Origin of the sequence: Saccharothrix violaceirubra, from assembly GCF_014203755.1 — a bacterium.
In the GTDB taxonomy this organism is placed as follows: Bacteria; Actinomycetota; Actinomycetes; order Mycobacteriales; family Pseudonocardiaceae; genus Actinosynnema; species Actinosynnema violaceirubrum.
In genome coordinates this window covers 2,701,372-2,722,630 of record NZ_JACHJS010000001.1, presented here as the reverse complement: position 1 = coordinate 2,722,630, position 21,259 = coordinate 2,701,372, and the positions used below count along the sequence as shown (strand labels likewise).

Annotated in this window: 21 protein-coding genes; 17 read left to right on the top strand and 4 right to left on the bottom strand. The window is 72.2% G+C overall.

The window, feature by feature from the left end; translation table 11 throughout:
* Nucleotides 1-62: 62 nt before the first annotated feature.
* The gene (locus F4559_RS13055; protein ID WP_184668738.1) at nucleotides 63-956 is read right to left on the bottom strand and encodes an SDR family NAD(P)-dependent oxidoreductase; all 894 of its coding nucleotides are present in this window, start codon (nucleotides 954-956) and stop codon (nucleotides 63-65) included.
* 80 nt (nucleotides 957-1,036) lie between these two features.
* Here F4559_RS13055 and F4559_RS13050 point away from each other — a divergent pair, with 80 nt between their 5' ends.
* Nucleotides 1,037-1,606, top strand: coding sequence for a TetR/AcrR family transcriptional regulator (locus F4559_RS13050; RefSeq protein ID WP_312865618.1), 570 nt, complete (start codon nucleotides 1,037-1,039; stop codon nucleotides 1,604-1,606).
* Complete coding sequence (locus tag F4559_RS13045; protein ID WP_184668734.1) at nucleotides 1,606-2,340, top strand: TetR/AcrR family transcriptional regulator; 735 nt, start codon at nucleotides 1,606-1,608, stop codon at nucleotides 2,338-2,340. The genes F4559_RS13050 and F4559_RS13045 overlap by 1 nt, the downstream gene beginning before the upstream one ends.
* On the opposite strand, the gene F4559_RS13040 is transcribed toward F4559_RS13045, so the two are convergent.
* Nucleotides 2,327-2,734, bottom strand: a complete 408-nt coding sequence (locus F4559_RS13040) for a VOC family protein (RefSeq protein WP_184668732.1) — start codon at nucleotides 2,732-2,734, stop codon at nucleotides 2,327-2,329. The two genes, F4559_RS13045 and F4559_RS13040, sit on opposite strands and share 14 nt — an antisense overlap.
* A gap of 89 nt (nucleotides 2,735-2,823) precedes the next feature.
* Between F4559_RS13040 and F4559_RS13035 the strand changes: the two genes are divergently transcribed.
* Nucleotides 2,824-3,717 carry a CE1 family esterase gene (locus F4559_RS13035; protein ID WP_184668730.1) on the top strand — a complete coding sequence of 298 codons (894 nt, stop codon included), beginning with the start codon at nucleotides 2,824-2,826 and terminating at the stop codon, nucleotides 3,715-3,717.
* A gap of 2 nt (nucleotides 3,718-3,719) precedes the next feature.
* Here the strand turns inward: F4559_RS13035 and F4559_RS13030 are convergent, their stop codons facing one another.
* Complete coding sequence (locus tag F4559_RS13030) at nucleotides 3,720-4,259, bottom strand: hypothetical protein (RefSeq protein WP_184668728.1); 540 nt, start codon at nucleotides 4,257-4,259, stop codon at nucleotides 3,720-3,722.
* Nucleotides 4,260-4,344: 85 nt separating this feature from the next.
* Between F4559_RS13030 and F4559_RS13025 the strand changes: the two genes are divergently transcribed.
* Nucleotides 4,345-4,752 (top strand): hypothetical protein, encoded by a 408-nt coding sequence (locus tag F4559_RS13025; RefSeq protein ID WP_184668726.1) that lies wholly within the window; start codon nucleotides 4,345-4,347, stop codon nucleotides 4,750-4,752.
* 8 nt (nucleotides 4,753-4,760) lie between these two features.
* Here F4559_RS13025 and F4559_RS13020 read toward each other — a convergent pair whose 3' ends face one another.
* Entirely contained in the window at nucleotides 4,761-5,969 is a 1,209-nt protein-coding gene (locus tag F4559_RS13020) for a cytochrome P450 family protein (RefSeq protein WP_184668724.1), read from the bottom strand.
* 214 nt (nucleotides 5,970-6,183) lie between these two features.
* Here F4559_RS13020 and F4559_RS13015 point away from each other — a divergent pair, with 214 nt between their 5' ends.
* The 13 genes from F4559_RS13015 to F4559_RS12955 all read left to right on the top strand — a co-directional run bounded on the left by F4559_RS13015 (nucleotide 6,184) and on the right by F4559_RS12955 (nucleotide 21,242).
* Complete coding sequence (locus F4559_RS13015; RefSeq protein WP_184668722.1) at nucleotides 6,184-6,654, top strand: hypothetical protein; 471 nt, start codon at nucleotides 6,184-6,186, stop codon at nucleotides 6,652-6,654.
* 297 nt (nucleotides 6,655-6,951) lie between these two features.
* Complete coding sequence (locus F4559_RS13010; protein WP_184668720.1) at nucleotides 6,952-8,859, top strand: primary-amine oxidase; 1,908 nt, start codon at nucleotides 6,952-6,954, stop codon at nucleotides 8,857-8,859.
* Between the two features lie 234 nt (nucleotides 8,860-9,093).
* On the top strand, nucleotides 9,094-9,804 hold the full coding sequence (locus F4559_RS13005) for an ABC transporter ATP-binding protein (protein ID WP_184668718.1): 711 nt from the start codon (nucleotides 9,094-9,096) through the stop codon (nucleotides 9,802-9,804).
* A gap of 5 nt (nucleotides 9,805-9,809) precedes the next feature.
* A complete protein-coding gene (locus F4559_RS13000) occupies nucleotides 9,810-11,600 on the top strand; it encodes a branched-chain amino acid ABC transporter ATP-binding protein/permease (protein WP_184668716.1) in 1,791 nt (596 codons plus the stop codon).
* A complete protein-coding gene (locus tag F4559_RS12995; RefSeq protein WP_184668714.1) occupies nucleotides 11,597-12,760 on the top strand; it encodes an ABC transporter substrate-binding protein in 1,164 nt (387 codons plus the stop codon). The genes F4559_RS13000 and F4559_RS12995 overlap by 4 nt, the downstream gene beginning before the upstream one ends.
* Before the next feature lie 11 nt (nucleotides 12,761-12,771).
* Nucleotides 12,772-13,635, top strand: a complete 864-nt coding sequence (locus F4559_RS12990; protein WP_184668713.1) for a branched-chain amino acid ABC transporter permease — start codon at nucleotides 12,772-12,774, stop codon at nucleotides 13,633-13,635.
* On the top strand, nucleotides 13,632-14,348 hold the full coding sequence (locus F4559_RS12985) for a dienelactone hydrolase family protein (RefSeq protein WP_184668711.1): 717 nt from the start codon (nucleotides 13,632-13,634) through the stop codon (nucleotides 14,346-14,348). The genes F4559_RS12990 and F4559_RS12985 overlap by 4 nt, the downstream gene beginning before the upstream one ends.
* The gene (locus tag F4559_RS12980; protein WP_184668709.1) at nucleotides 14,348-15,460 is read left to right on the top strand and encodes a zinc-binding dehydrogenase; all 1,113 of its coding nucleotides are present in this window, start codon (nucleotides 14,348-14,350) and stop codon (nucleotides 15,458-15,460) included. The genes F4559_RS12985 and F4559_RS12980 overlap by 1 nt, the downstream gene beginning before the upstream one ends.
* Before the next feature lie 11 nt (nucleotides 15,461-15,471).
* Nucleotides 15,472-16,437, top strand: a complete 966-nt coding sequence (locus F4559_RS12975) for a methyltransferase (RefSeq protein WP_184668707.1) — start codon at nucleotides 15,472-15,474, stop codon at nucleotides 16,435-16,437.
* A complete protein-coding gene (locus F4559_RS12970) occupies nucleotides 16,437-17,180 on the top strand; it encodes an SDR family NAD(P)-dependent oxidoreductase (RefSeq protein WP_184668705.1) in 744 nt (247 codons plus the stop codon). The genes F4559_RS12975 and F4559_RS12970 overlap by 1 nt, the downstream gene beginning before the upstream one ends.
* Nucleotides 17,177-19,324 (top strand): N,N-dimethylformamidase beta subunit family domain-containing protein, encoded by a 2,148-nt coding sequence (locus F4559_RS12965; protein WP_184668703.1) that lies wholly within the window; start codon nucleotides 17,177-17,179, stop codon nucleotides 19,322-19,324. The genes F4559_RS12970 and F4559_RS12965 overlap by 4 nt, the downstream gene beginning before the upstream one ends.
* A gap of 3 nt (nucleotides 19,325-19,327) precedes the next feature.
* Nucleotides 19,328-20,272 carry a LipP1 family hormone-sensitive lipase gene (gene lipP1, locus F4559_RS12960; protein ID WP_184668701.1) on the top strand — a complete coding sequence of 315 codons (945 nt, stop codon included), beginning with the start codon at nucleotides 19,328-19,330 and terminating at the stop codon, nucleotides 20,270-20,272.
* 1 nt (nucleotide 20,273) lies between these two features.
* Nucleotides 20,274-21,242 (top strand): aldo/keto reductase, encoded by a 969-nt coding sequence (locus tag F4559_RS12955; protein ID WP_184668699.1) that lies wholly within the window; start codon nucleotides 20,274-20,276, stop codon nucleotides 21,240-21,242.
* Nucleotides 21,243-21,259: the final 17 nt, after the last annotated feature.

Here is a 21,259-nt window from a genome sequence, read left to right as displayed (position 1 = left end):
TCGGGCGGCCGGTCCACGCCCCGCCCCTCGTCGGGAGGGCACCGCCGGCTCCCGTCACCGGCTCACGCGCGGACGATGCCGCACAACGCGTCGGCCACGGTGATCAACCGCTCCTCGCGCTCGCGGTCGTAGGACTCGTCCGACGACGGGACCACGACGCCCTTGTTGACGTACACGCCGCTCTCCCCGGGCCGGGGGCCGTCGAGCGCCGCGGCCATCAGCCGGCCGGCCGGGCCGGGCATGGTCGAGCGCGGCGAGACCATGGCGAGCACGACGCCCACGCCCTGGGCGACCGCACGCCCGACCGGCGGGACGTTGCGCAGGAGGCCGGTGTTCGGGACGTGGCCGGGGTTGTAGGTGTAGATGTCCACGTCCTCGGGCAGGCGGCGGCGGTGGGCGTGGACCAGGTACAGCACGCCCAACTTGCTGGTGGCGTAGGCACGGCGGCCGTCGCGCGCGCCGCCGGGGCGGGGCGTGGCCAGGTCGCGGGCGTCGGTCCAGACCGGCGGCGGCACCACACCCATGCTGTTGTGCGCCGGGTCGTGGACGTCGCTGCCCACCACCACGATGCGGCACGGCTGGGCGAAGTCGTCGCGCAGCAGGGTCAGCAGCAGGTGGTTGGCCAGGACGTTCACCGCGAACGTGGTCTCCAGGCCGTCGGCGGTCGCGGTGTCGGTAGAGGCTTCCTGCACGCCCGCGTTGGCCAGGAACCCGGTGATCGGGCCGAGGTCGCGCTCCCGGAGGTCGGCCACGGCCGCGCGGATCGAGTCGAACGACTTCAGGTCGCAGCGGATCGTGGAGACGTTGCGGTTGCCGGTGGCCTTGGCCAATTCGGCCGCCGGGTCGCCGCTCCGGGCGAACACGACGAGGTGGCGGTCGCGGCGGGTGCGCAGCAGGTGCTCGGCGGCCACGCGGCCCAGTCCGCGGGTGGCTCCGGTCATGAGGGTGACGTCCACGGGACAACTCCTGGTACTCGATACGAACTGGTACTGAGTACCGTAATGGACGCGGTGCCGTTTCCGCTATGCTCGTTTGCGTGACCGACCTCCGGCGACGCAACCGCGAACGAGCCCGGGAACGCATCGTGGCCGCCGCGTTCGCACTGTTCGCCGAACGCGGGTTCGCCGACGTCACGGTCGCCGACATCGCCGAACGCGCCGAGGTCGGCCGCACGACCTTCTTCCGCCACTTCGGCGACAAGCAGGAGGTCGCGTTCTCCAACGAACACGCCATGAGCGCGCTGTGGGGCGGCTGGCTCGACGAACTCCCGCCCCTGACGACCCTGGCCGAGGCCCTCGCCGAGATGCGCCGGATCGCCGTCGCCATGTGCCGCACCTACACCGCCGACGCCGCGCACTACCTGGCCCACCAACGCCTGCTGCGCGACAACCCCGAACTGCTCGACCGCTCCAACCGCAAGTTCGACCGCATGGCGCAGGCCGCCCGGCACAGCCTCGAACGCCGGGGCGCCGAACCCGAGGTCGCCGCACTCGCCGCGCACACCGCGTTCGCCTGCTACCGCGCCGGGCTCGACCTGGCAGGCGGCGACCCGGCCGCGCTGCCCGCCGCCGTCGACGCCGCGTTCGCCCGGCTCGCGGAGCGCTGATGGACGACGCGCTGCCCACCGAGATCGCCCTCATGTGGGGCCTCACGCCCGAATCCCGGCGCGGACGCCGGCCGTCGCTGTCCGTCGTCGACATCACGCGGGCCGCGATCGGGATCGCCGACGAGGAAGGTCTGGCCGCCGTCTCCATGGCGCGGGTCGCCCAGCGGCTGGGCAACTCGACCATGGCGCTCTACCGGTACGTGAAGAGCAAGGACGAACTGCTCGCCCTCATGTCCGACGCCGCGTTGGAGGAGCCGCCCGACCCGCCCGAGGGCGACTGGCGCGCGGCCCTGCACGCGTGGGCGTGCGCGGCACTCGCGGCGATGCGCCGGCACTCGTGGTTCGCCCGGCTGCCACTGACCGGACCGCCCGCCGGACCGCGCAACCTGCGCTGGTTCGACCGGGGTCTGGGCGCGCTCGCGGACACGCCGCTGTCCGAGGCCGAGAAGGTCCGGATCGTCCTCGGACTGATCACGCTCGCACACGGCGAACTGCGGATGGGCGTCGATCTCGACCGCGTCCATGCCGAGGACCCCGGTGCGTTCGGGCGGGCCTACGCGGCGCTGCTGCGCCGGGTGGCCGACCCGCGCGACCTGCCCGCCGTCGGCCGGGTCGTCGACGCCGGGGTGTTCGACCACGAGGCCGACGACCCCGACGACGACACGTTCCGCTACTCGCTCGGCCTCTACCTGGACGGGGTCGCCGCGCTGCTGCACCGGCTCACGACGCGGTGATGTCGACCATCCACGCGATGCCGAACCGGTCGACGACCGAGCCGAACTCGTCGCCCCACATCTGCTTGGCCAGCGGCACGGTCACCTGGCCGTCCTGGGCCAGCCGCTCCCAGTAGCCGCGCAGCTCGTCGGCGTCGTCGCCGCTCACGCTGACCGTGATGGTGGTGCCCGGGTTGTAGGGCATGCCCGGCGGCGTGTCCGACACCATGAGCGTGTAGCCGGCGGGCGTCTCCAACTGGCCGTGCATGATCTGGTCCGCGCCGGGCGCGTCCTTGTCGCCGAACTCGCCGAACGTGCTCAGCGTGGTCGTGCCGCCGAACACTCCTTTGTAGAACTCCAGCGCCTCGCGGGCCTGTCCGGCGAAGTTGATGTACGGGTTGAGCCTGGACGCCATCGGATCTCCTCCTCGGTCGATTCCGGCACGGATCGTGCCCGACCCACCGACCGGACGCGACTCGACGCCGACCTGGTAGTCCTGGCGGCATGGCATCGAGACACGTCGCCGCGCTGGTCGTCGCGGCACTGGTCCTGGGCGGCTGCTCGACGGCGAGCGGGGCCGAGGACGTCCGCACGCTCACCGTGGACGGTCGCGAACGGACTTACCGGGTGCACGTGCCGCGCGGCGAACGCCTGCCGGTCGTGCTGGTGCTGCACGGCGGTGGCGGCGACGGTGCCCAGGTCGCCGCGCAGACCGGCATGTCGGCCGCGGCGGACGCGGCCGGGTACGTGGCCGTCTACCCCGACGGCACCGGGCGCACCTCGTTGCTGACCTGGAACGCCGGGCGGTGCTGCGCGTACGCCCGGGACGAGGGCGTCGACGACGTGCGGTTCCTGTCGGCCGTGCTGGACGACGTGATCGCGCGCTACCCCGTCGACCCCGCTCGGGTGTTCGCGACCGGGATGTCCAACGGTGCGATGATGGCCTACCGGCTGGGCTGCGAGCTGTCCGACCGGATCGCGGCCGTGGCGCCCGTGGCCGGTGCGCTCAACGTCGACCCGTGCCGACCGGCGCGACCGGTGTCCGTGCTGGCCGTCAACGGCACCGCGGACCAGTCCGTGCCGTACGCGGGCGGCCCGCCGTCCCGGCCCGTTCCCGGTGCCGGGACGTGGGACAACAGGTCGGTGGCCGACTCGATCGGGTTCTGGACCGGGCACGACGCCTGCCCGGCGCCGACCCGGCAGCGCGACGACGACGTCGAGGTGACGACCTGGTCGGGGTGCGCGGACGGGTCCCGGGTCGCGCTCTACACGGTCGAGGGCGGCACGCACGCGTGGCCCGGCGGCACCCGCACCCGGTCCGGCGGCGACCCGGTGCCGCCGCGTCCGGACACGTCACGGGTGGTGCTCGACTTCTTCTCGGGTGTGCCCGGCCGCTGACGTCACCACAGCCAGGGGGGCGGCGGCAGGTCGCCGCCCTGGTCCCGGTACTCCTCGGCGAACGCGTCCAGGACCGCGGGGACGTCGCCGTAGCGGGTCCGGTCCGCGCTGGTCGCGGTGGCGCACGCCAGGTCGACGTCGACCGCGCGCTCGGCACCGTCGGCGTAGTGGACGACAAGCCGGTAGTGGGGTCTGAGCACGGCGAAGCAGCCCTGGTCGGGCAGCGGCCGGTCGGGCAGGTCGGTCAGCTCCTCGACGATCTCCTCGCCGTCGGATTCCAGGACCAGCGCCCGGCTGTACCGGCCGGTGCCGTCGGCCGTCGGCGCGAACGCGCACAGCGTCGTCCGCACGATGCCGTCGGGCGAGGGTTCGGGCCGGGGTAAGGCGTCGACCGGGCATTCCGGGGCGGTTCCGGAGCCGATGTCGAACGCCGGCACGCGATCACGGGTCGGCATGAACACCACGCCCAGACCCCCGAGCAGGGCCGCGGCGGCGACCGCCACCAGGACCCGGGACACCAGATGCTTGGACGAGCGCTCCATGGATTCCTCTCCGGGGGAAACAACGAGACCAGCGTTACCCCGTGTCGATCGGGCACTTCCCAGTGTGGTCCGCGAGGATGGGGACGTGAGCAGAGGTCGCAGGATCGCGGCGGCGTGGTCGTCGCTTTCGGCACGGGAATTGACCGACCAGATACGCCAGGCGGTGAAGAGCAGGGACGCCGACGTGCGCGAGGCGTGGGAGGTCGTCCGGGCCGACCAGGTGCTCGCGGCCCGCGTGCGGGGCGCGTTGGCCGGGTTGCGCGCGGAGTTCCGGGGGCACCGCGACGAGGCCATGTGGTTGTTGTGGATCTCCCAGGCCCAGCAGCGCCTGAACCGGCCCGTCGAACCGGCCGCGCCCGAGCCCGAGCCCGAGGTGGCCGACGTCGTCGAGGAGGTCGTGGAGGTGCGACCGCCGGACCGACCCGAGCCCGCGCCGCGTGCGGACCGGCCCAGCGTGCCGACCATGGTGTTCCAGGAGCCCTCCGGCCGCTGAGGATCGGGTTACCGCAGCACGACCGGCAGCTCCCGGTGGCCGTTGGAGATGAACGACGCGACCGGCACCAGCTCCGTCTCGTCGACCGCGAGCCGCAGGTCCGGGAAGCGCGCGAACAGCGCGGGCAGGGCGATCGTCGCCTCCAGCCGGGCCAGCGGGGCGCCGAGGCAGTGGTGCACGCCGTAGCCGAACGCCAGGTGGGACTTGTCGGCGCGGGTCACGTCGAACGCGTCGGCGGTCGGCCCGTGCACGTCGGGATCGCGCCCGGCCGCCGCGTAGCCCGCGAGGATGGCCTCACCCCGCGCGATCGTCTCGTCGCCGACCGCGACGTCCCGCACGGCGTAGCGCAGCGGCAGGTTCGCCACGGGTGCCTGCCAGCGCAGCGTCTCCTCCACGACGTCGCCCCACGTGAACTCCCCCGCTTCCACGCGTCGCCGCTGGTCGGGGTGCGTGAGCAGGGCCGTGATGGCGTGGTCGAGCAGGTTGACCGTGGTCTCGTGCCCGGCGGCCACGACGAGGATGAGGGTGTCGATCAACTCGGCCTCGGACAGCCGACCGCCGTCCTCGTCCCGGACCGCGATCAGCCCGCTGGCCAGGTCGTCGCCGGGTGAGCGGCGCTTGTCCTCGACCAGGTCGTGCAGGAGTGCGTAGAGCCGGTGCTGGTTGGCCACCGCGGCTTCGGGCGTGGTCGTGGTGTCGAAGACGATGTCGACGGCCTCGCGCAGGCCGGAGCGGGCGGCGTCGGGGATGCCGAACAGCCCGCAGATGACCTCGATCGGCAACGGGTGGGCGTACCCGGCACGCAGGTCGACCTCGGCGGGACCGGCTTCGAGCCGATCGAGCAGACCGTCCGCGATCGCTTTCACGACCGGCCGCGACGCCTCGGTCCGCCGCGCGGTGAAGGCCCGCGCCACCAACGCCCGCAGTCGCCGGTGCTCGCCGCCGTAGGCGGTGAACATGTTGCGCACCGAGACCCACAGGTGCAGGGGCCAGTCGTCGGGCACCTCGCCCGCCCGCCACGCGGACCAGTGCTGCCGCGCGTCCTTGGACACGGCGGGATCGGCCAGCAGCCGCTTGAGCGTCTCCTGCCGCGTGACCGCCCACGCACCGAGCCCACCCGGCAGGACGACCGGGGTGGCCGGACCACTGTCGCGCAGGGCGGCGGCCTCGCCCTGCACGTCCCGTCCGGACGGGTCCAAGATCACGGGTTCCACCATGCACCCATGGTGTCGAGCCGATCACCGGGGGTACAAGTCGCCGTCCGGGTCGCAACGGGCGCGGCCACCACGAAGCCATTCGCGTCCGGGCCGACCGGGAGAATCCGCTGTTCGCCATTCCGGGTGAACCCGGCGGTTCGCCGAAGACTCGGCAGGTACCGCCCGACACGATACGGGCTCCGGATTCGAAGGGACGATCCGCAAGGAGGACGTCATGCGAAGAAGGCCGGCAGGAGGACCGTTCGGATTACGCGTGCTCATGGCCGTGTTGCTCGGCCTCACAGGCCTGGTAGTCGCGACACCGTACGCCGCGGCAGGCCCTTGCTCGTGGCCCGGCTGTGCGTACTCGGTCAACGAGACCGACCTGTGGACCGCGGTGTTGCGCAACTGGTGCTGGCCCGGCGAGACGGGCGACTCGAAGGGGTACTTCCTCGGTTGCGCCCAGAGCGGCGTATCCCAGGATCTGTCGTTCCTCTCGCCGAACGGCGGGCACACTCCCCCGAGTCAAGCCTGGAACGTTCTCCGGGTCGACGCCGGATGGTGCTACAAGGTGCACTTCGAACGGTACTGGTCTTCCAGTTTCACTCGAATCTACGACCAGCGGGGCCGAGCGGACCTCTACGTGATGGTGGGAAACGAGGCGAAGGCACACATCCAGGGTCAGGGCTACTCGTCGTGCCCGTGACGACCCGGCTCCGAGTCCTCGGCCACGCCGTGGGGAGCGGCGTGGCCGAGGGTGCGGAGGAAAGGCTCGCCGACCGATCCTCGGGTCGAACCGGTCCGGCCGCGCGGCCGGACCGTCCACGGCGGACTCGCCCCCGACAAGAGAGCCGTCGTTATCGGGCGAAGTGTCGCCGCCCACACCCGGCCCGTCTTGTCGATCAGCGCCCTGCGGTTGACCAGCAGCGAACGTGCGCTAAAGGGCAACACCGGTACCCTCTGCGGCAAGCCGCGCGCGGCGATCAGGCCGATACTCGCGCTCATGACGACGTCTTCCGCGCACCCGCTCGACCCGTTGACCGAGGCGGAGATCGCCCGCGTCCGGGAAGTGCTCGTCGCCGAGGGCAAGGTAGGCCCGACCACGCGGTTCCCCAGCGTCCTCCCGGTCGAGCCGGACAAGGCCCTCGTCCGCTCCTTCACGCCCGGCAGCACCGCACCGCGCCGCGTGCGGGCCGTGCTGCTCGACGTCAAGACCGGCGTCACGCAGGAAGCCGTCGTCGACGCGGCCTCCGGCACGCTGGAGTCCTTTGTGGATCTCGACCCGGCCGACGGCCGCGCCCCGATCCTGTTCGAGGAGTACGACCGGTGCGCCGACCTGGTGCGCGCCGACCCGCGCTGGCAGGCGGCGATGAAGCGGCGCGGTGTCGACGACTGGTCGCTGGCCTTCGTCGCGCCGCTGTCCCCCGGCTCGTTCGAGGAGAACTTCGACAACAACCGCCGGTACCTGCGCGCCCTGACCTTCCTGCGCGACCACGTGGACGACAGCCCGTGGGCGCACCCGGTCGAGGGTCTGTTGGCCGAGGTCGACCTGATCACCGGCGAGGTCCTCCAGGTCGTCGACGAGGGCGACGTGCCCGTGCCGACCGAGCACGGCAACTACACCGGGGTGGCGGAGCCGCGCACCACGCTCAAGCCGATCTCGATCACCCAGCCCGAGGGTGTCAGCTTCACGGTCGAGGGCAGCGAGGTCACCTGGGAGGGCTGGAAGCTGCGCGTCGGCTTCAACGCCCGTGAGGGCCTGACGCTGCACCGCATCTCCTTCAACGGCGAGCCCGTGCTCTACCGCGCGTCGATGGCCGAGATGGTCGTCCCCTACGGCGACCCCGCGCCGTGGCGCAACTGGATCAGCTACTTCGACGCCGGCGAGTACCTGCTGGGCAAGAACGCCAACTCGCTGAAGCTGGGCTGCGACTGCCTGGGCGTCATCCACTACTTCGACGCGGCGGTGGCCGACGACCACGGCAACCCGATCACGATCCCGCAGGTCGTCTGCATGCACGAAGAGGACTACGGCGTGCTGTGGAAGCACACCAACATCCTCACCGGCGCCTCGGACGTGCGGCGGTCGCGTCGCCTGGTCGTGTCGTTCTTCAGCACCATCGGCAACTACGACTACGGCTTCTTCTGGTACTTCTACCTCGACGGCACGATCGAGCTGGAGGCCAAGGCCACCGGCGTGGTGTTCTGCGGCGCCGGCGAGGAGTCGCCCTACGGCGCGGAGATCGCGCCCGGCCTGATGGCACCGGTCCACCAGCACCTGTTCTGCGCGCGGCTGGACACCGAGGTCGCGGGCGAGCGCAACACGGTCGACGAGGTCGACTTCGCGCGCATCCCGATCGGCCCGGCCAACCCGCGCGGCAACGCGTTCACCAGCACGACCAAGGTCCTGGAGACCGAGACGGACGGCGCGCGCCTCGCCGACCCGCTGGTCGGCCGCACGTGGGTGGTCCGCAGCGCCGACGGCACCAACCGGCTGGGCAAGCCGAAGGCATACCAATTGGTGCCCAAGCCGGGCCCCACGCTGCTCGCGCAGCCCGAAGCGACGGTCCACGGCCGGGCCGAATTCGCCACCAAACACCTTTGGGTGACGAAGTTCGACGAAAACGAACGTTACCCGGCCGGCGATTACCCGAACCAGCACCCGGGCGGCGCCGGATTGCCCGGTTGGGTGAAGCAGGACGAGTCGATCGTCGACGAGGACATCGTGCTCTGGCACGTGTTCGGACCGACCCACCTGCCGCGCCCCGAGGACTGGCCGGTCATGCCGGTCGACTACAGCGGGTTCATGTTCCGCCCCTTGGGTTTCCTCGACCGGAACCCGGCGCTGGACCTGCCCGACTTCTCGGCCGACAAGCACTGCCCGCCCGGTCAGTGCGGGTGCTCGCACTGACCCGGTGACCGGGTCCCGACCGTTACCCGGAAGTACGGTCGGCGCGATTTTCCGTCCCATTCGAGGAGCCCGGTGTCCCGACCGACACCGGGCTCCTTGTGCTGCGTCCGGGGAAGCCCCTGGTCACCATTGCTCCATGCGGCGTCAATTCGGTATTTCTACGGACCGCCCGACCGCCCCCACCAGACCACTCTGTGCCGACACCCAGCAGGCACCGACAGGACGGTGGAACACGTGAGTGTGCTGTCCCTCGCGGACGTCACGGTCGAGCGGTCGGGTCTGGCCGTGGTCCGCGACGTCTCGCTGCGGGCGGACCAGGGCGCCGTGACCGTGCTGCTCGGCGCCAACGGCGCGGGCAAGACGACGCTGCTCGAAGGCGTGTCCGGCGCGACCCCGATCGCGTCCGGCACGATCACGCTCGACGGCCGCCGCCTCGACGGGCTGCGCGCGTGGCGCCGGGCGCGGGCCGGGATCGCCCACGTCGAGCAGGACCGCGCGGTGTTCCGCGACCTGACCCTGCGGGAGAACCTGCTCGCCGCGTGCCGGCGCGGGACCACGCCGGACCGCGCGCTCGACCTGTTCCCCGAGTTGCGCAAGCAGCTCCACGTGCCCGCCGGGCTGCTGTCCGGCGGCGAGCAGCAGATGCTGGTCGTCGGCCGCGCCCTGCTGGGCGAGCCGCGCTTCCTGCTGGTCGACGAGATGTCGCTGGGCCTGGCACCTATCGTCGTCGAACGCCTGGCCGCGGCCGTGCGCGCGCTCGCCGACGACGGTGTGGGCGTGCTGCTGGTCGAGCAGTTCGCGGCGCTGGCGCTGCGCATCGCCGACCGCGCGTACGTGATGTCGCGCGGCCGGATCGTCTACGAGGGCGACGGCGCGACGCTGCGTGCCGACCACGACCTGCTGCGCGGCCTGTACCTGGGCGAGCCTGTCGAGAGCGGGGTCTGACCACGATGGACGCCCTCCTGCGCCGGTCGCCGCACCCGCTGCTGCCGGGTCTGCTCCTCGCCGTCGTCGCCACGGCCGTGATCGCCTCGACCGCGTCGAGCTACGTGCTGTTCCTGGCCATCGGCGCGGCCGTGAACACGGTCTACCTCCAGAGCTACGGCCTGATCACCGGGCGCGCGGGCGTGCTGTCGCTGTGCCAGCTCAGCTTCGCGGGCATCGGCGCGTACGTGGTCGGCTGGGCGCACGTCGTGGACGTGCCCGGCGGGTTCGCGGTCTGGCTGCTGCTGGGCGGTCTGGCCGCGGTCGTGGCCGGGCTGCTGATCGGCCTGCCCGCGCTGCGGCTGCGCGGCGTGAACCTGGCCGTGGCCACGTTCGCGTTCGCCATGGCGGTCGACGTGGTGTTGGCGGGCGTGCCGTTCCCCGGCCGGGAGAAGTTCGACTTCGTGCCCCGGCCCGCCGGGTTCACCGACGACGCGGGCTACTTCGTGTTCACCATGACCGTGGTGACCGCGCTGGCCGTCGGCCTGTGGTTCCTCGACCGCTCCCGCACGGGCGGCGCCCTGGTCGAGATCCGGCACTCCGAACGGGCCGCCGCCGCGCACGGCATCAGCGTCGTGCACGGCAAGCTGACCGCGTTCGCGCTCAGCGCCGGGATCGCGGGCATCGGCGGCGGGCTGATGGCCGGGCGCCTGGGCGTGGTGTCGGCGATCTCGTTCTCGACGTTCGCCTCGGTCACGCTGTTCGCGATCGCGGTGTTCGTCGGCACGCACAACGTCGAGGGCGCGATCGCGGGCGGTCTGCTCGGCGTGGCCTTCCCGGTGCTGATCGACACCATCGGCGTCCCGCAGGACCTGGCCGCGCTCTTCTTCGCCGTCGGCGCCGTGCAGGTGCTCCGGCTGGGCATGAGCCAGACCGACCTGCTGCGTGCCAAGCGCCGTCGTCGGCGCGTCGCACGCGCGGAAGCGGAAACCGACGAGGACTCGACCGCGCCGATCCTGCACCGACCGGTGGTCCGGGTGGGCGCCGACGGGTGGCCGGTGCGCGACCCCGACGCCGAGCCCGCGCTGGAGGTCCGGAACGTGACCGTCCGGTTCGGCGCGTTGACGGCCGTGGACGACGTCAGCCTGATCGTCCCCAAGGGACACGTGGTCGGTCTCGTCGGCCCCAACGGCGCCGGCAAGTCCACTCTCGTCAACACGGTCACCGGTTTCACCGACCGCTACACCGGGACGGTCCTGCTCGACGGCCGCCCGGTCGACAAGCTGCCCGCGCACCTCCGCGCGCGGGCCGGTCTGCGCCGCGGCTTCCAACAGTCGCGGGTGCCGACCTCGCTGGACGTCGGCCTGTTCCTGCGCGTGGCGGCCGGCAGACCGCTCACGTCCGCGGAGGTCGACGAGCAACTGTCCCTTTTCGGCTGTCCGGGCGCGGACACGCCGATGGAGACCGTCGACGTGGCCACGCGTCGACTGCTGGAGGTCGCGGGTCTGGCACTGGGACGTCCCCCGGTCCTGCTGCTCGACGAACCCGCCGCCGGTCAGTCCAGTGCGGAGACACGCCTGCTCAAGCGCAGGATCTCCGAGATCCCCGAGCGTTACGGCACCGCCGTGCTGCTGGTCGAACACGACCTTGAACTGGTCCGGTCGACCTGCGATTCGGTGGTGGTGATGGACTTCGGCCGGGTCGTCGCGTCCGGTCCCCCGGACGACGTGCTCCGCGACCCGGTCGTGGTGTCCGCCTACCTGGGCACCGCGGCCCTCCCCACCCCCGATCCCCGAAGGGAAACAACCTCCCGATGAGAACTCCGCTCAGGTTGGGAGCCGTCCTCGCGACGACCGTGCTCACCGCGTCCGCGCTCGCGGGCTGCGGCGCCGGAAGCGGCGACACGATCAAGATCGGCGCGATCGCCGGGCTCACCGGCACGTTCATCACCGAAGAGGTGGTGAAGACCGCGCAGCGCGTGTTCGACGACGCCAACGACGCCGGCGGCATCAACGGCAAGAAGATCGAGTACATCGTCAAGGACGACGCGGGCAACGCCGAGCGCACCGCGCAGGTGGCCCGGGAACTCCTGGACGCCGGCGTCGTCGCGATGGCGGGTTCCGCCAGCTTCACCGACTGCGACGTCAACGACGGCCTGTACCGCCAGCAGAAGATCTCCTCGGTCATGGCCGTCGGCGCGAGCCCGACCTGCTACGCCAGCCCGCAGATCGCCCCGGTCAACGTCGGGCCGTTCACCCTGCTGACCGCCGTGGCGCTGCACGCGTCGCAGAAGCTCGGCGACAAGCGCATCTGCAACTTCACCGTCGTGCTGCCCGGCTCCGAGGAGGCCGTGAAGCTGGCGCTGGACAAGTGGGAGCGGCTCAGCGGGCTCAAGCTGGTGATCAACGACCTGACCGTCCAGCAGAGCGGCGACCTGACGCCGTACATCCTGCGCGCCAAGGAAGCCGACTGCGACGCGGTCATGTTCAACACCGCCGAGCAGATGGTCGTGCCGTGGCTCCAGGCGGCCAAGACGCAGAAGATGGACGACGTCGACTTCCTGCTGCTGGCACCGGCCTACACCGACAGCGTGGCGAAGGCCGTCGGCGGTCTGGGCCTGAACGTCTACGCCGGGTCCGAGTTCGAGCCGTTCACCTCCGACAGCCTGGCCAACGCCAAGTGGCGCGAGACCGTGACCCGGGCGAGCGCCTCGCCCACCGCGTTCTCGCAGGGCGGCTACCTGTCGGCCAAGTTCATGGTCGAGGTGCTCAGGTCGGTCAAGGGCGAGATCACCCGCGACTCGGTCAACGAGGCGCTCAAGACCATGACGCCGATCGACGACCCGATGATGGCGTCGCCGTTCGTGTTCGGCCCCGGCGAGGCGCACGCGCCGAACCAGGGCTCGAAGATCGTCCGGCTCACCGGTCTGAAGTGGGCGGTCGTGGACGACACGTTCATCACGGTCCCGAACGACTGACGGGGGACGTCGTGCTCGAACTGTCCGCCGCGGTGGCGGGACTGGCCACCGGCGGGGCTTACGCCCTGATCGGCCTGTCCGTCCTGCTCACCTACCGCCTGGTGGCGGTGGTCGACTTCGCGCAGGCGTCGGTCGGTGCCTTCGGCGCCTTCTCGATGGTCGCCCTGCTCGACGCCGACCTGGCCCTGCCCCTCGCCGTTCTCGCCGGTCTGGTCGTCGGCGCGCTGGTGCACATGGGGCTCGGCCTGGTGATGGTGCGGTGGTTCGCCGAGGCGGGCGAGGGCGTGAAGGCCGCGGTCACGATCGCGGTGTACCTCGGACTCGTCGCGGCGGGCCTGCGGTTGTTCGGCACGCATCCCCAGGCGTTCCCCAAGCCGTTCGACTCCCCGGCGGCGACGGTGGGTGGCGTGGTGGTCACGTGGACCGCCGTGGTCACGATGCTGCTCGCGGTGCTCTTCGCCGTGCTGCCCACCGTCCTGCTCGGCCGGACCCGGACCGGCCTGCTGCTGCGGGCGATGTCGGAACGGCCGACCACGGCCGAGCTGATCGGCATCCGGGTGCCCCGGCTGTCGCTGGTGGTCTGGGGCGTCGCCGGCGCGGCGAGCGCCCTGGGCATCATGATCGTGGCGCCCACCCTGGCCGGCGACTTCGGCTCGCAGAGCATGCTGGTCACGCCCGCGCTGGCGGCGGCGCTGGTCGGCGCGTTCCGCAGCTTCACGTGGACGTTCGTCGGCGGCGTCGGCCTGGGCGTGCTCCAAGGCGTCGCCGGGGTGGTCGAGTCGCTCCGGCAGTACCGCGGCGTCCTGCCGTTCGTCGTGATCCTCGCCGTGCTGGTGTGGACGCGACGCCGGGACCGCTGGGACACCGCGGCATGACCGCGCACGACCACCTGTCCGACGCCGGCGAGTTCCGACTCGTCTCGGCGGACGGCGCCCGCGTCCTGGCCTACCGGGCGGTGCCCCGGCGGCCGACCGGCGCGGGCGTGGTCGTGCTGCCCGACGTGCGCGGCGCGCACGAGTTCTACCGCGGCCTTGCCCGGCGCTTCGCCGGGCAGGGCATCGCGGCGCTGGTCGTCGACCACTGGGCACGCCTGGCCTGGAACGACGACCGCAGCGACGACTTCGACGGCCTGTCCTACGTGTCCCGGTTGGACTGGGCCGCCGCCCGCGACGACATCCGGGCCGGGGTGGACCTCCTGCTCTCCGGGTCGCTGGGCCCGGTGTCGACGGTGTTCGCGCTCGGCTTCAGCCTCGGCGGCGCGATGGCGCTGGGCCAGGCGGCACTCGAACCCCGGCTGCGCGGCGCGATCGGCTGCTACGCGCGGCCGGCCGAGTGCCGCGAGCTGATCCCCCGGATGTCCGGGCCGCTGCTGGTGATCGGCGCCGGGGACGACTTCTTCACCACGGTCGAGGACAACCTCGCGTTCGACCGCGAACTCACCCTGGCCGGGGTCGAGCACGAGTTCCACCTCTACCCGGACGCGCCGCACTCGTTCGTCGACGGCGCGATCCCCGAGCAGGCGGACAACGCCGCCGATGCGTGGCAGCGCGTCGTCGCGTTCGTCCGCGAACACAGTCGGGAGAGTTGATGCACCCCAAGGTGACCCGCGCCGCGGTGCTGCGCGAGTTCAGGGCGCCGCTGGACGTGGTCGACGTGCCACTGCCGGCGGAACTGCCCCCGGGCTCGGCGGTCGTGCGGATCACGAAGACCACGTTGTGCGGCACGGACGCGCACCTGTGGCAGGGCGTGCTGCCGTTCGTGGCGCTGCCGATCGTGCTCGGCCACGAGATGGCGGGCGAGGTCGTGGCGCTGGGTCCGGGCGCGGAACGCGACGCCGAGGGCCGGCCGGTGTCGGTCGGCAGCCGCGTGGTGTGGTCGGAGTCGGTGTGCGGGCTGTGCCACGCGTGCACGGTCCTGCGCGAGCCCGTCCTGTGCACGGACCGGGGGTACGGGTTCTCCCAGCGCGCGGACGTCTCCCCCTACGTCGTGGGCGGGCTGTCCGAGTACGCATACCTGCCGCCGGGCGCGCACCGGATCGTGCTGGCCGACGACATGCCCGACCACTGGGCCGCGTCGGCGGGCTGCGCGGTCAAGACCGTGCTGCGCGCGTACGCCAACGCGGGCGGTGTCGAGCCGGGCTCGACGGTCGCCGTGCAGGGCGCGGGTCCGCTGGGACTGATCGCGACGGCCGTGGCGCGCGCGTGCGGCGCCGGACAGGTGATCACGTTGGGCGGTCCGGGAAACCGGCTCGCCCTGGCCCGCGGCTTCGGCGCGGACAGCACCATCGACGTCACCGACGTCACCGACCCGGACGAACGGGTCGCCCAGGTCGAGGAGCTGACCGGTGCGCGCGGCGCCGACCTGGTACTGGACTTCGCGGGTGCGCCGACGGCCAACCGCGAAGGCGTCCTCATGTGCGGCAAGCGCGGTACGCACGTCGTGGTCGGCCTGGCCGGTCCCGACGCCGCGCGGGTGCCGATGGACGTCGTGATCAGCCGCGAGATCCGCGTGGTCGGCTCGCTCAACGGCGACGTGGGAGACCTGTCCCGCGCGCTGCGCTTCCTGTCGGCGTTCGCCGACCGCTTCGACTGGGACGCCATGTTCTCCGCACCCGTCGGCTTGTCGGGTGCGGAACAGGCGATCAGGGACATGGCGTCGATGGCGGCGGTCAAGGCCGTCGTCGACCCCGGACTGGACTAGGAGACAACGCAATGACCGATCCCACTCCCCTGGTGAACGTCGCGACCGGCTTCATGGCCGCCAAGCAGCTCTTCGCGGCCAGCGAGCTGGGCGTGTTCGCCGCGCTCGCCGCGGGCCCGGCGACATCGGCCGAGCTGGCCGAGCGCGCCGGCCTGCCCGAGCGCACGGCCCGCATCCTCGCCGACGCCATGGTGGGCCTGGAGCTGCTCGCGTTCGCCGACGGCAAGTACACCAACACGGCGGTCACCGCCGAGTACCTGTCCGGTGGCGACGGCCTGGACCTGCGGCCGTGGCTGGGCTTCTGGAACGGCATGAGCTACCCGCACTGGCTGCACTACACCGAGTCGATGCGCACCGCGCAGCCCGGTCCGTTCCAGTTGGACGAATCGAACATGGGCGAGTTCATGAACGGTGTCCAGACCTACAACAGCCTGCACGCGCAGCAGCTCGCCGAGCACTACGACTGGCGCCTGCACAAGAACGTGCTCGACCTGGGCGGCCTGGCGATCTCGTTCCTCACCGAGGCCGCCGCGCGCAACCCGGAGCTGACCGGCGCGTTCGTCACCACGCCGGACTTCATCAAGATGCTGGAGGGCTCGCTCACCGGCGAGCTGGCCGACCGGATCAAGTTCCAGGCGGCCGACCCGCTGACCGACGAGATCCCCGGCCACTACGACGCGGTCCTGCTGGAGCACGTGCTGCACCGGTTCACGCCGGAGCAGAACAAGACGTTCTTCACCGCCGCGCGCAAGGTCGTCGACCCGGGCGCCCGCCTGCTGGTGGTGGACTTCCTGCTGCTGGCCGACGACGCCCGCCGCATCGACCCGATCCTCGCGGGCGAGTACCTCGTGATCGACGGCACCGTGGTCTACCCCGAGGCCGAGGTCGTCTCGTGGCTGGGCGAGACGGGCTGGAAGTTCCTGGAGACCCGTCCGATCCCGGGCTCGCCGCGGGTGGTCATCGCCGAGGCCGTGTGATGGGCGACAAAGTCGCCCTGGTGACCGGTGGCGCGGGCGGGATCGGTGGCGCGCTCGCCGCCGCGCTCGCGGGCGCCGGTCACCGGGTCGCGGTCGCCGACCTCGACGGCGCCGCGGCGGTCGAGCACGCCCGCACGTTCGGCGGGCTCGGCCTGGGGATGGACGTCGGCGACCAGGACTCGGTGCGCGCGGCGGTCGGCGCGACCGTGACCGAACTCGGGTCGATCGACGTCCTGGTGCACGCGGCGGGCGTCGTCGGCGGCGGAGGTCCGCTGCTGGCCCTGCCGGTCGAGGTGGTGGACCAGGTGCTCGCGGTGAACGTGCGCGGCACCTTCCTGATCACCCAGGCGGTCGGCGAGGTCATGGCCTCGGCCGGCCGGGGTGGTTCGATCGTGCACATCAGCTCGGCGGGCTCGTTCGCGCCCACGGTCGGCCTCGGGCACTACGAGGCGTCCAAGGCCGCGATGAACGCGTTGACCCGGTCGGCCGCGCTGGAACTGGCGCGGTTCGGCATCCGGGTCAACGCGATCGCGCCCGGTCCCGTGGAGACGCCGTTGACCGCGGCGGCGATGCGGGACGACCAGGCGAAGGCGTTCTGGACCCAGCGCATCCCGCTGGGCCGGATCGCGCAGACCTCCGACCTCGTCCCGATCGTCCTGCTGCTCGCGTCGGGCGAGGCCGCGCACATCACCGGAACCGTGCTGCCGGTCGACGGCGGCCAACTGTTGGGAAGCTCGGCATGACAGCGGTCGACCACACACACGCCAAGGTCGTCGGGTACACCGACCGCCTCTCGGTGCGACCGGGCGACCGGCTCGCCGTGCACGCCTCCGCGACGGTGCCGGACGCCCGCGTCCGCGTCGTGCGCCTCGGTCACGACGGCACGGCGCCCACCCGCACACCCGTCGCGGTCGAGGCGCCCGAGCGCGTCGCGATCCCGCACCAGGACTTCGACCACGGCTCGTACGGCCTGGTCCCCCGGCCGCCGGCGCCGGGTGCCGAGGTCACGTTCGCGGTGTGGGTCTGGCCGACGGCCGACCCGGGCGGCCGGGTCGGGCTGCTGAGCCAGGGCGACGCGGACGAGGGTCCGCACGTCGAACTGGCGCTGCTGCCCGACCGGACCGTGCGGTTCGCGGTCCGCGCCGAGAACGGCGTCGTCGAGGTCGAAGGTCCGGCGCTGCACCTGCGGCGCTGGTACCTGCTCGTCGGCGGCTACGGTCCCGACGGCCTGCGGCTGGAGGTCCGGCCGGGCGCGCGGGTCACGGGCGAGGAGACGTCGTCCGTGGCCACCGCACCCGGTGCGGGCGCGCTCGTGGGCGGGCAGGTGCCGCTGCTGCTGGGCGCCCGGTTCGTCGACGGCGACCGCGTGGGCCACTTCGACGGCAAGCTCGACGGGCCGACCGTGTTCGGCACGGCGCTCATCGACGTCGACGAGCACTTCCGCGACACGGCCACGGCGTGGCAGCGCGGCGCCAAGGCCCACTGGGACCTGTTCCAGGACATCGGCGGCGACAAGCTGCTCGACGTCATCGGCGGGCACCACGGCACGCTGCACAACCAGCCGTTGCGCGGCGTCACCGGCCACGACTGGACCGGCGAGGTGCTCGACTGGCGGTTCGCCGACCGGGGCTACGCGGCGGTGCACTTCCACTCCGACGACCTGTCGGACTGCGGGTGGGAACCGCTGTTCACCGTCGAGGTGCCGGAGGGTCTGCCGACCGGCGTGTACGCGGTGGAGCTGGCCACGGACGAGGGCGTCGACCGGCTGCCCTTCTTCGTGCGGCCCGCCGCCCGGCAGGCCCGGCTGGCGTTGCTGATCCCGACGCTGTCCTACCTGGCGTACGCGCTCGACCACCTGTACCAGCCGGGCATGCCGGAGGACCCGGCCGAGTACGCGGCGCCGTTCGCGCGGGCCAACTCGTTGCACAGCATGTACGACCGGCACTCCGACGGCAGCGGCGTGGCGACCGCGTCCCTGCTGCGCCCGCTGCTGGGCATGCGCGACGACCACGTCCTGCGGGCCACCGGCTGCGTGCACCAGCTCAGCGAGGACCTGTTCCTCGTGGGCTGGCTGGACCGGCAGGGCGTCGAGTACGACATCCTCACCGACCACGACCTGGACGCCGAGGGCGCGACCGCGTTCGAGGGGTACTCGGCCGTGATCACCGGCAGCCACCCCGAGTACTGGTCGCGGCGGATGCTCGACGGGATCGGCGCGCACCTGGACGGCGGCGGCCACCTGGGGTACCTGGGCGGCAACGGCGCGTACTGGGTCACCGCGATCCACCCGGAGCGCCGCCACCTCGCCGAGCTGCGGCGTGGCTACGTGGGTGTGCGCTGCTGGGAGAGCGAGCCGGGCGAGCTGACCCTGACCTCGACCGCCGAACCGGGCGGCCTGTGGCAGGAACGCGGCCGGGCGCCGCACCGGCTGTTCGGCATCGGCACGGCCGCCGCGGGCCTGACGACCGGCGGCGCGTACGAGATCCAGGACGTCGACCACCCGTTCCTGGACGGGATCGACCGCACGAAGCCGCTGGGCGCGTTCGGCGCGGTGCTCGGCGGCGCGGCCTCGTTCGAGACGTGCGGCATCGACGCGCTGCTGGGCAGCCCGCCCGGCGTCACGCTGCTGGCGCGGGCGATGCTCGGCGGGATGTACATCTCCGGCGACACCGGTCCGGCGATCCCCCACCCGTTGGGCGATCCGGTCGACCGGCGGCGTTCGGACATGACGGTGTACACGACGACCGGCGGCGGCGAGGTGTTCTCGACCGGGTCGATCGGCTGGTGTGGCGCGCTCTCGTACGACGGCGACGACAACGACGTCTCACGCCTGACCGCGAACGTCCTGCGGTCCTGGGGCGTGGGACCGGCCAAGGAGGAGGGCTGACGATTGCCTCTGCATCCTGAAGCACAGGCGGTCATCGAGGCTACGGCGGCGCAGGGCGGGCTGATCCCGCTCGACGCCGGTTCGGCGGCGGACGTCCGGGCGCGGTTCGCCGCGTCCTGGCGGCCGTCGCTCCGCCGGCAGGAGGTCGCCTCGGCGGTGGACCGGGCCGTGCCCGGACCGGCGGGCGAGATCCCGGTCCGGGTGTACACGCCCGAGGGCGAGGGGCCGTTCCCGGCGCTGGTCTGGTACCACGGCGGCGGCTGGGTGCTCGGTTCGCTGGACGAGAACGACGCCACGTGCCGGGCGCTGGCCAACGCGGTCGGCATGGTCGTGGTGTCGGTCGACTACCGGCTGGCGCCCGAGCACCGGTTCCCGGCGGCCGTCGACGACGCGCACGCCGCGTACCTGTGGGTGGTCGAGTCGGGCGACGCGATCGGCGTCGACACGTCGCGGGTGGCGGTCGGCGGCGAGAGCGCGGGCGCCAACCTGGCGGCCGTGGTGTCGTTGCGGACCCGTGACCTGGACGAGCCGCGGCCGGTGTTCCAGCTCCTGGCCTCGCCGGTCATCGCACCGCCGTCCGAGCGGCAGTCCTATGTGGACTACGCTGTGGACCACTTCCTCGACCGCGAGAGCATGGAGTGGTTCTTCCGCCAGTACCCGGCGAAACCCGAGGACCTCGTCCACCCGCATCTCGCACCGCTGGAGGCCGAGCACCACCGCGACCTGCCGGCCGCGCTGGTGTTCACCGCCGAGTTCGACCCGTTGCGCGACGAAGGCGAGGAGTACGCGCACCGGTTGCTCGACTCCGGCGTGCCGGTGCAACTGCTCCGCTACGAGGGGCAGATCCACGGCTTCTTCGCCCTGCTGGTCGACCAGCTCGGCGTCTCCGCGGACGCGCACGCCCGTGCCGCGTCCGCTCTCCGTGCCGCGTTCCACAAGGAGGCTTAAGGTGACGATCCCCAAGCGTCGCATCGGTCGCGACGGACCCGAGGTCGGTGTCCTCGCGCTCGGTTCCTGGCACATCTACGACCGCATGCCCTTCCACGAGGCCGTCGAGATGGTCGGCCGCGCGGTCGAGGCCGGGGTCGACCTGTTCGACGTGGGCTACTACGGCGGGTTCAGCCTGGACGGCAAGCCCGTGCCCGAGTCGTACACCGACGTGCTGTTCGGCCGGATCGTCCAGGCCGCCGGCATCGCACGCGAGAACTACAAGATCTCCGCGAAGCTGTGGATCAACTACTTCCCCGAGCAGAACATGGGCGACCAGCTCGACCGCCTGCTGTTCCGGGTGGGCACGGACTACGCCGACTACGCGGTCCTGGGCGACCTGTTCGGCACCGAGCCGGACATGAAGCTGCTGACCAAGCAGCTCGGCGACCTGGTCGCGCAGGGCAAGCTCGGCGCGTGGGGCGTCAACAACTGGTCGGTCGACCACATCCGGGCCGCGCACGCGGCGGCGGCCGAGCAGGGCGTGCCCGGCCCGTCGATGGCGCAGCTCAAGTACAGCGTCGTGCGGCGGTCGATCCCCGACGGCGCACCGTTCCGCTCGCTGGTCGAGGAGCTGGGCGTGACGATCCAGGCGTCCGACGTGCTTGAGGGCGGCATCCTCGCGGGCAACTTCAAGCCCGAGCGGATGATCGGACGTGACCCGGGCGGCATCCGCGAGCAGATCGCGGACGCCGGGCGGGGCCTGGCCGCGATCGCGGCCGAGTTCGACGCCACCCCGGCGCAGGCCGGCATCGCGTTCTGCCTGGCCAACCCGACGGTGTCCACGGTGCTGGTCGGGTGCAGCAGGCTGACCCAGCTCGAGCAGAACCTGAAGGCGGTCGAACTGGCCGAGACGCGTGGCCTGGAGCTGCGCAAGGCCGTCGACGGCCTGTGGTTGGACCGTGACGTGGTGGACCCGACCGGCCACTGAGTATTGCCCTGGTGGGA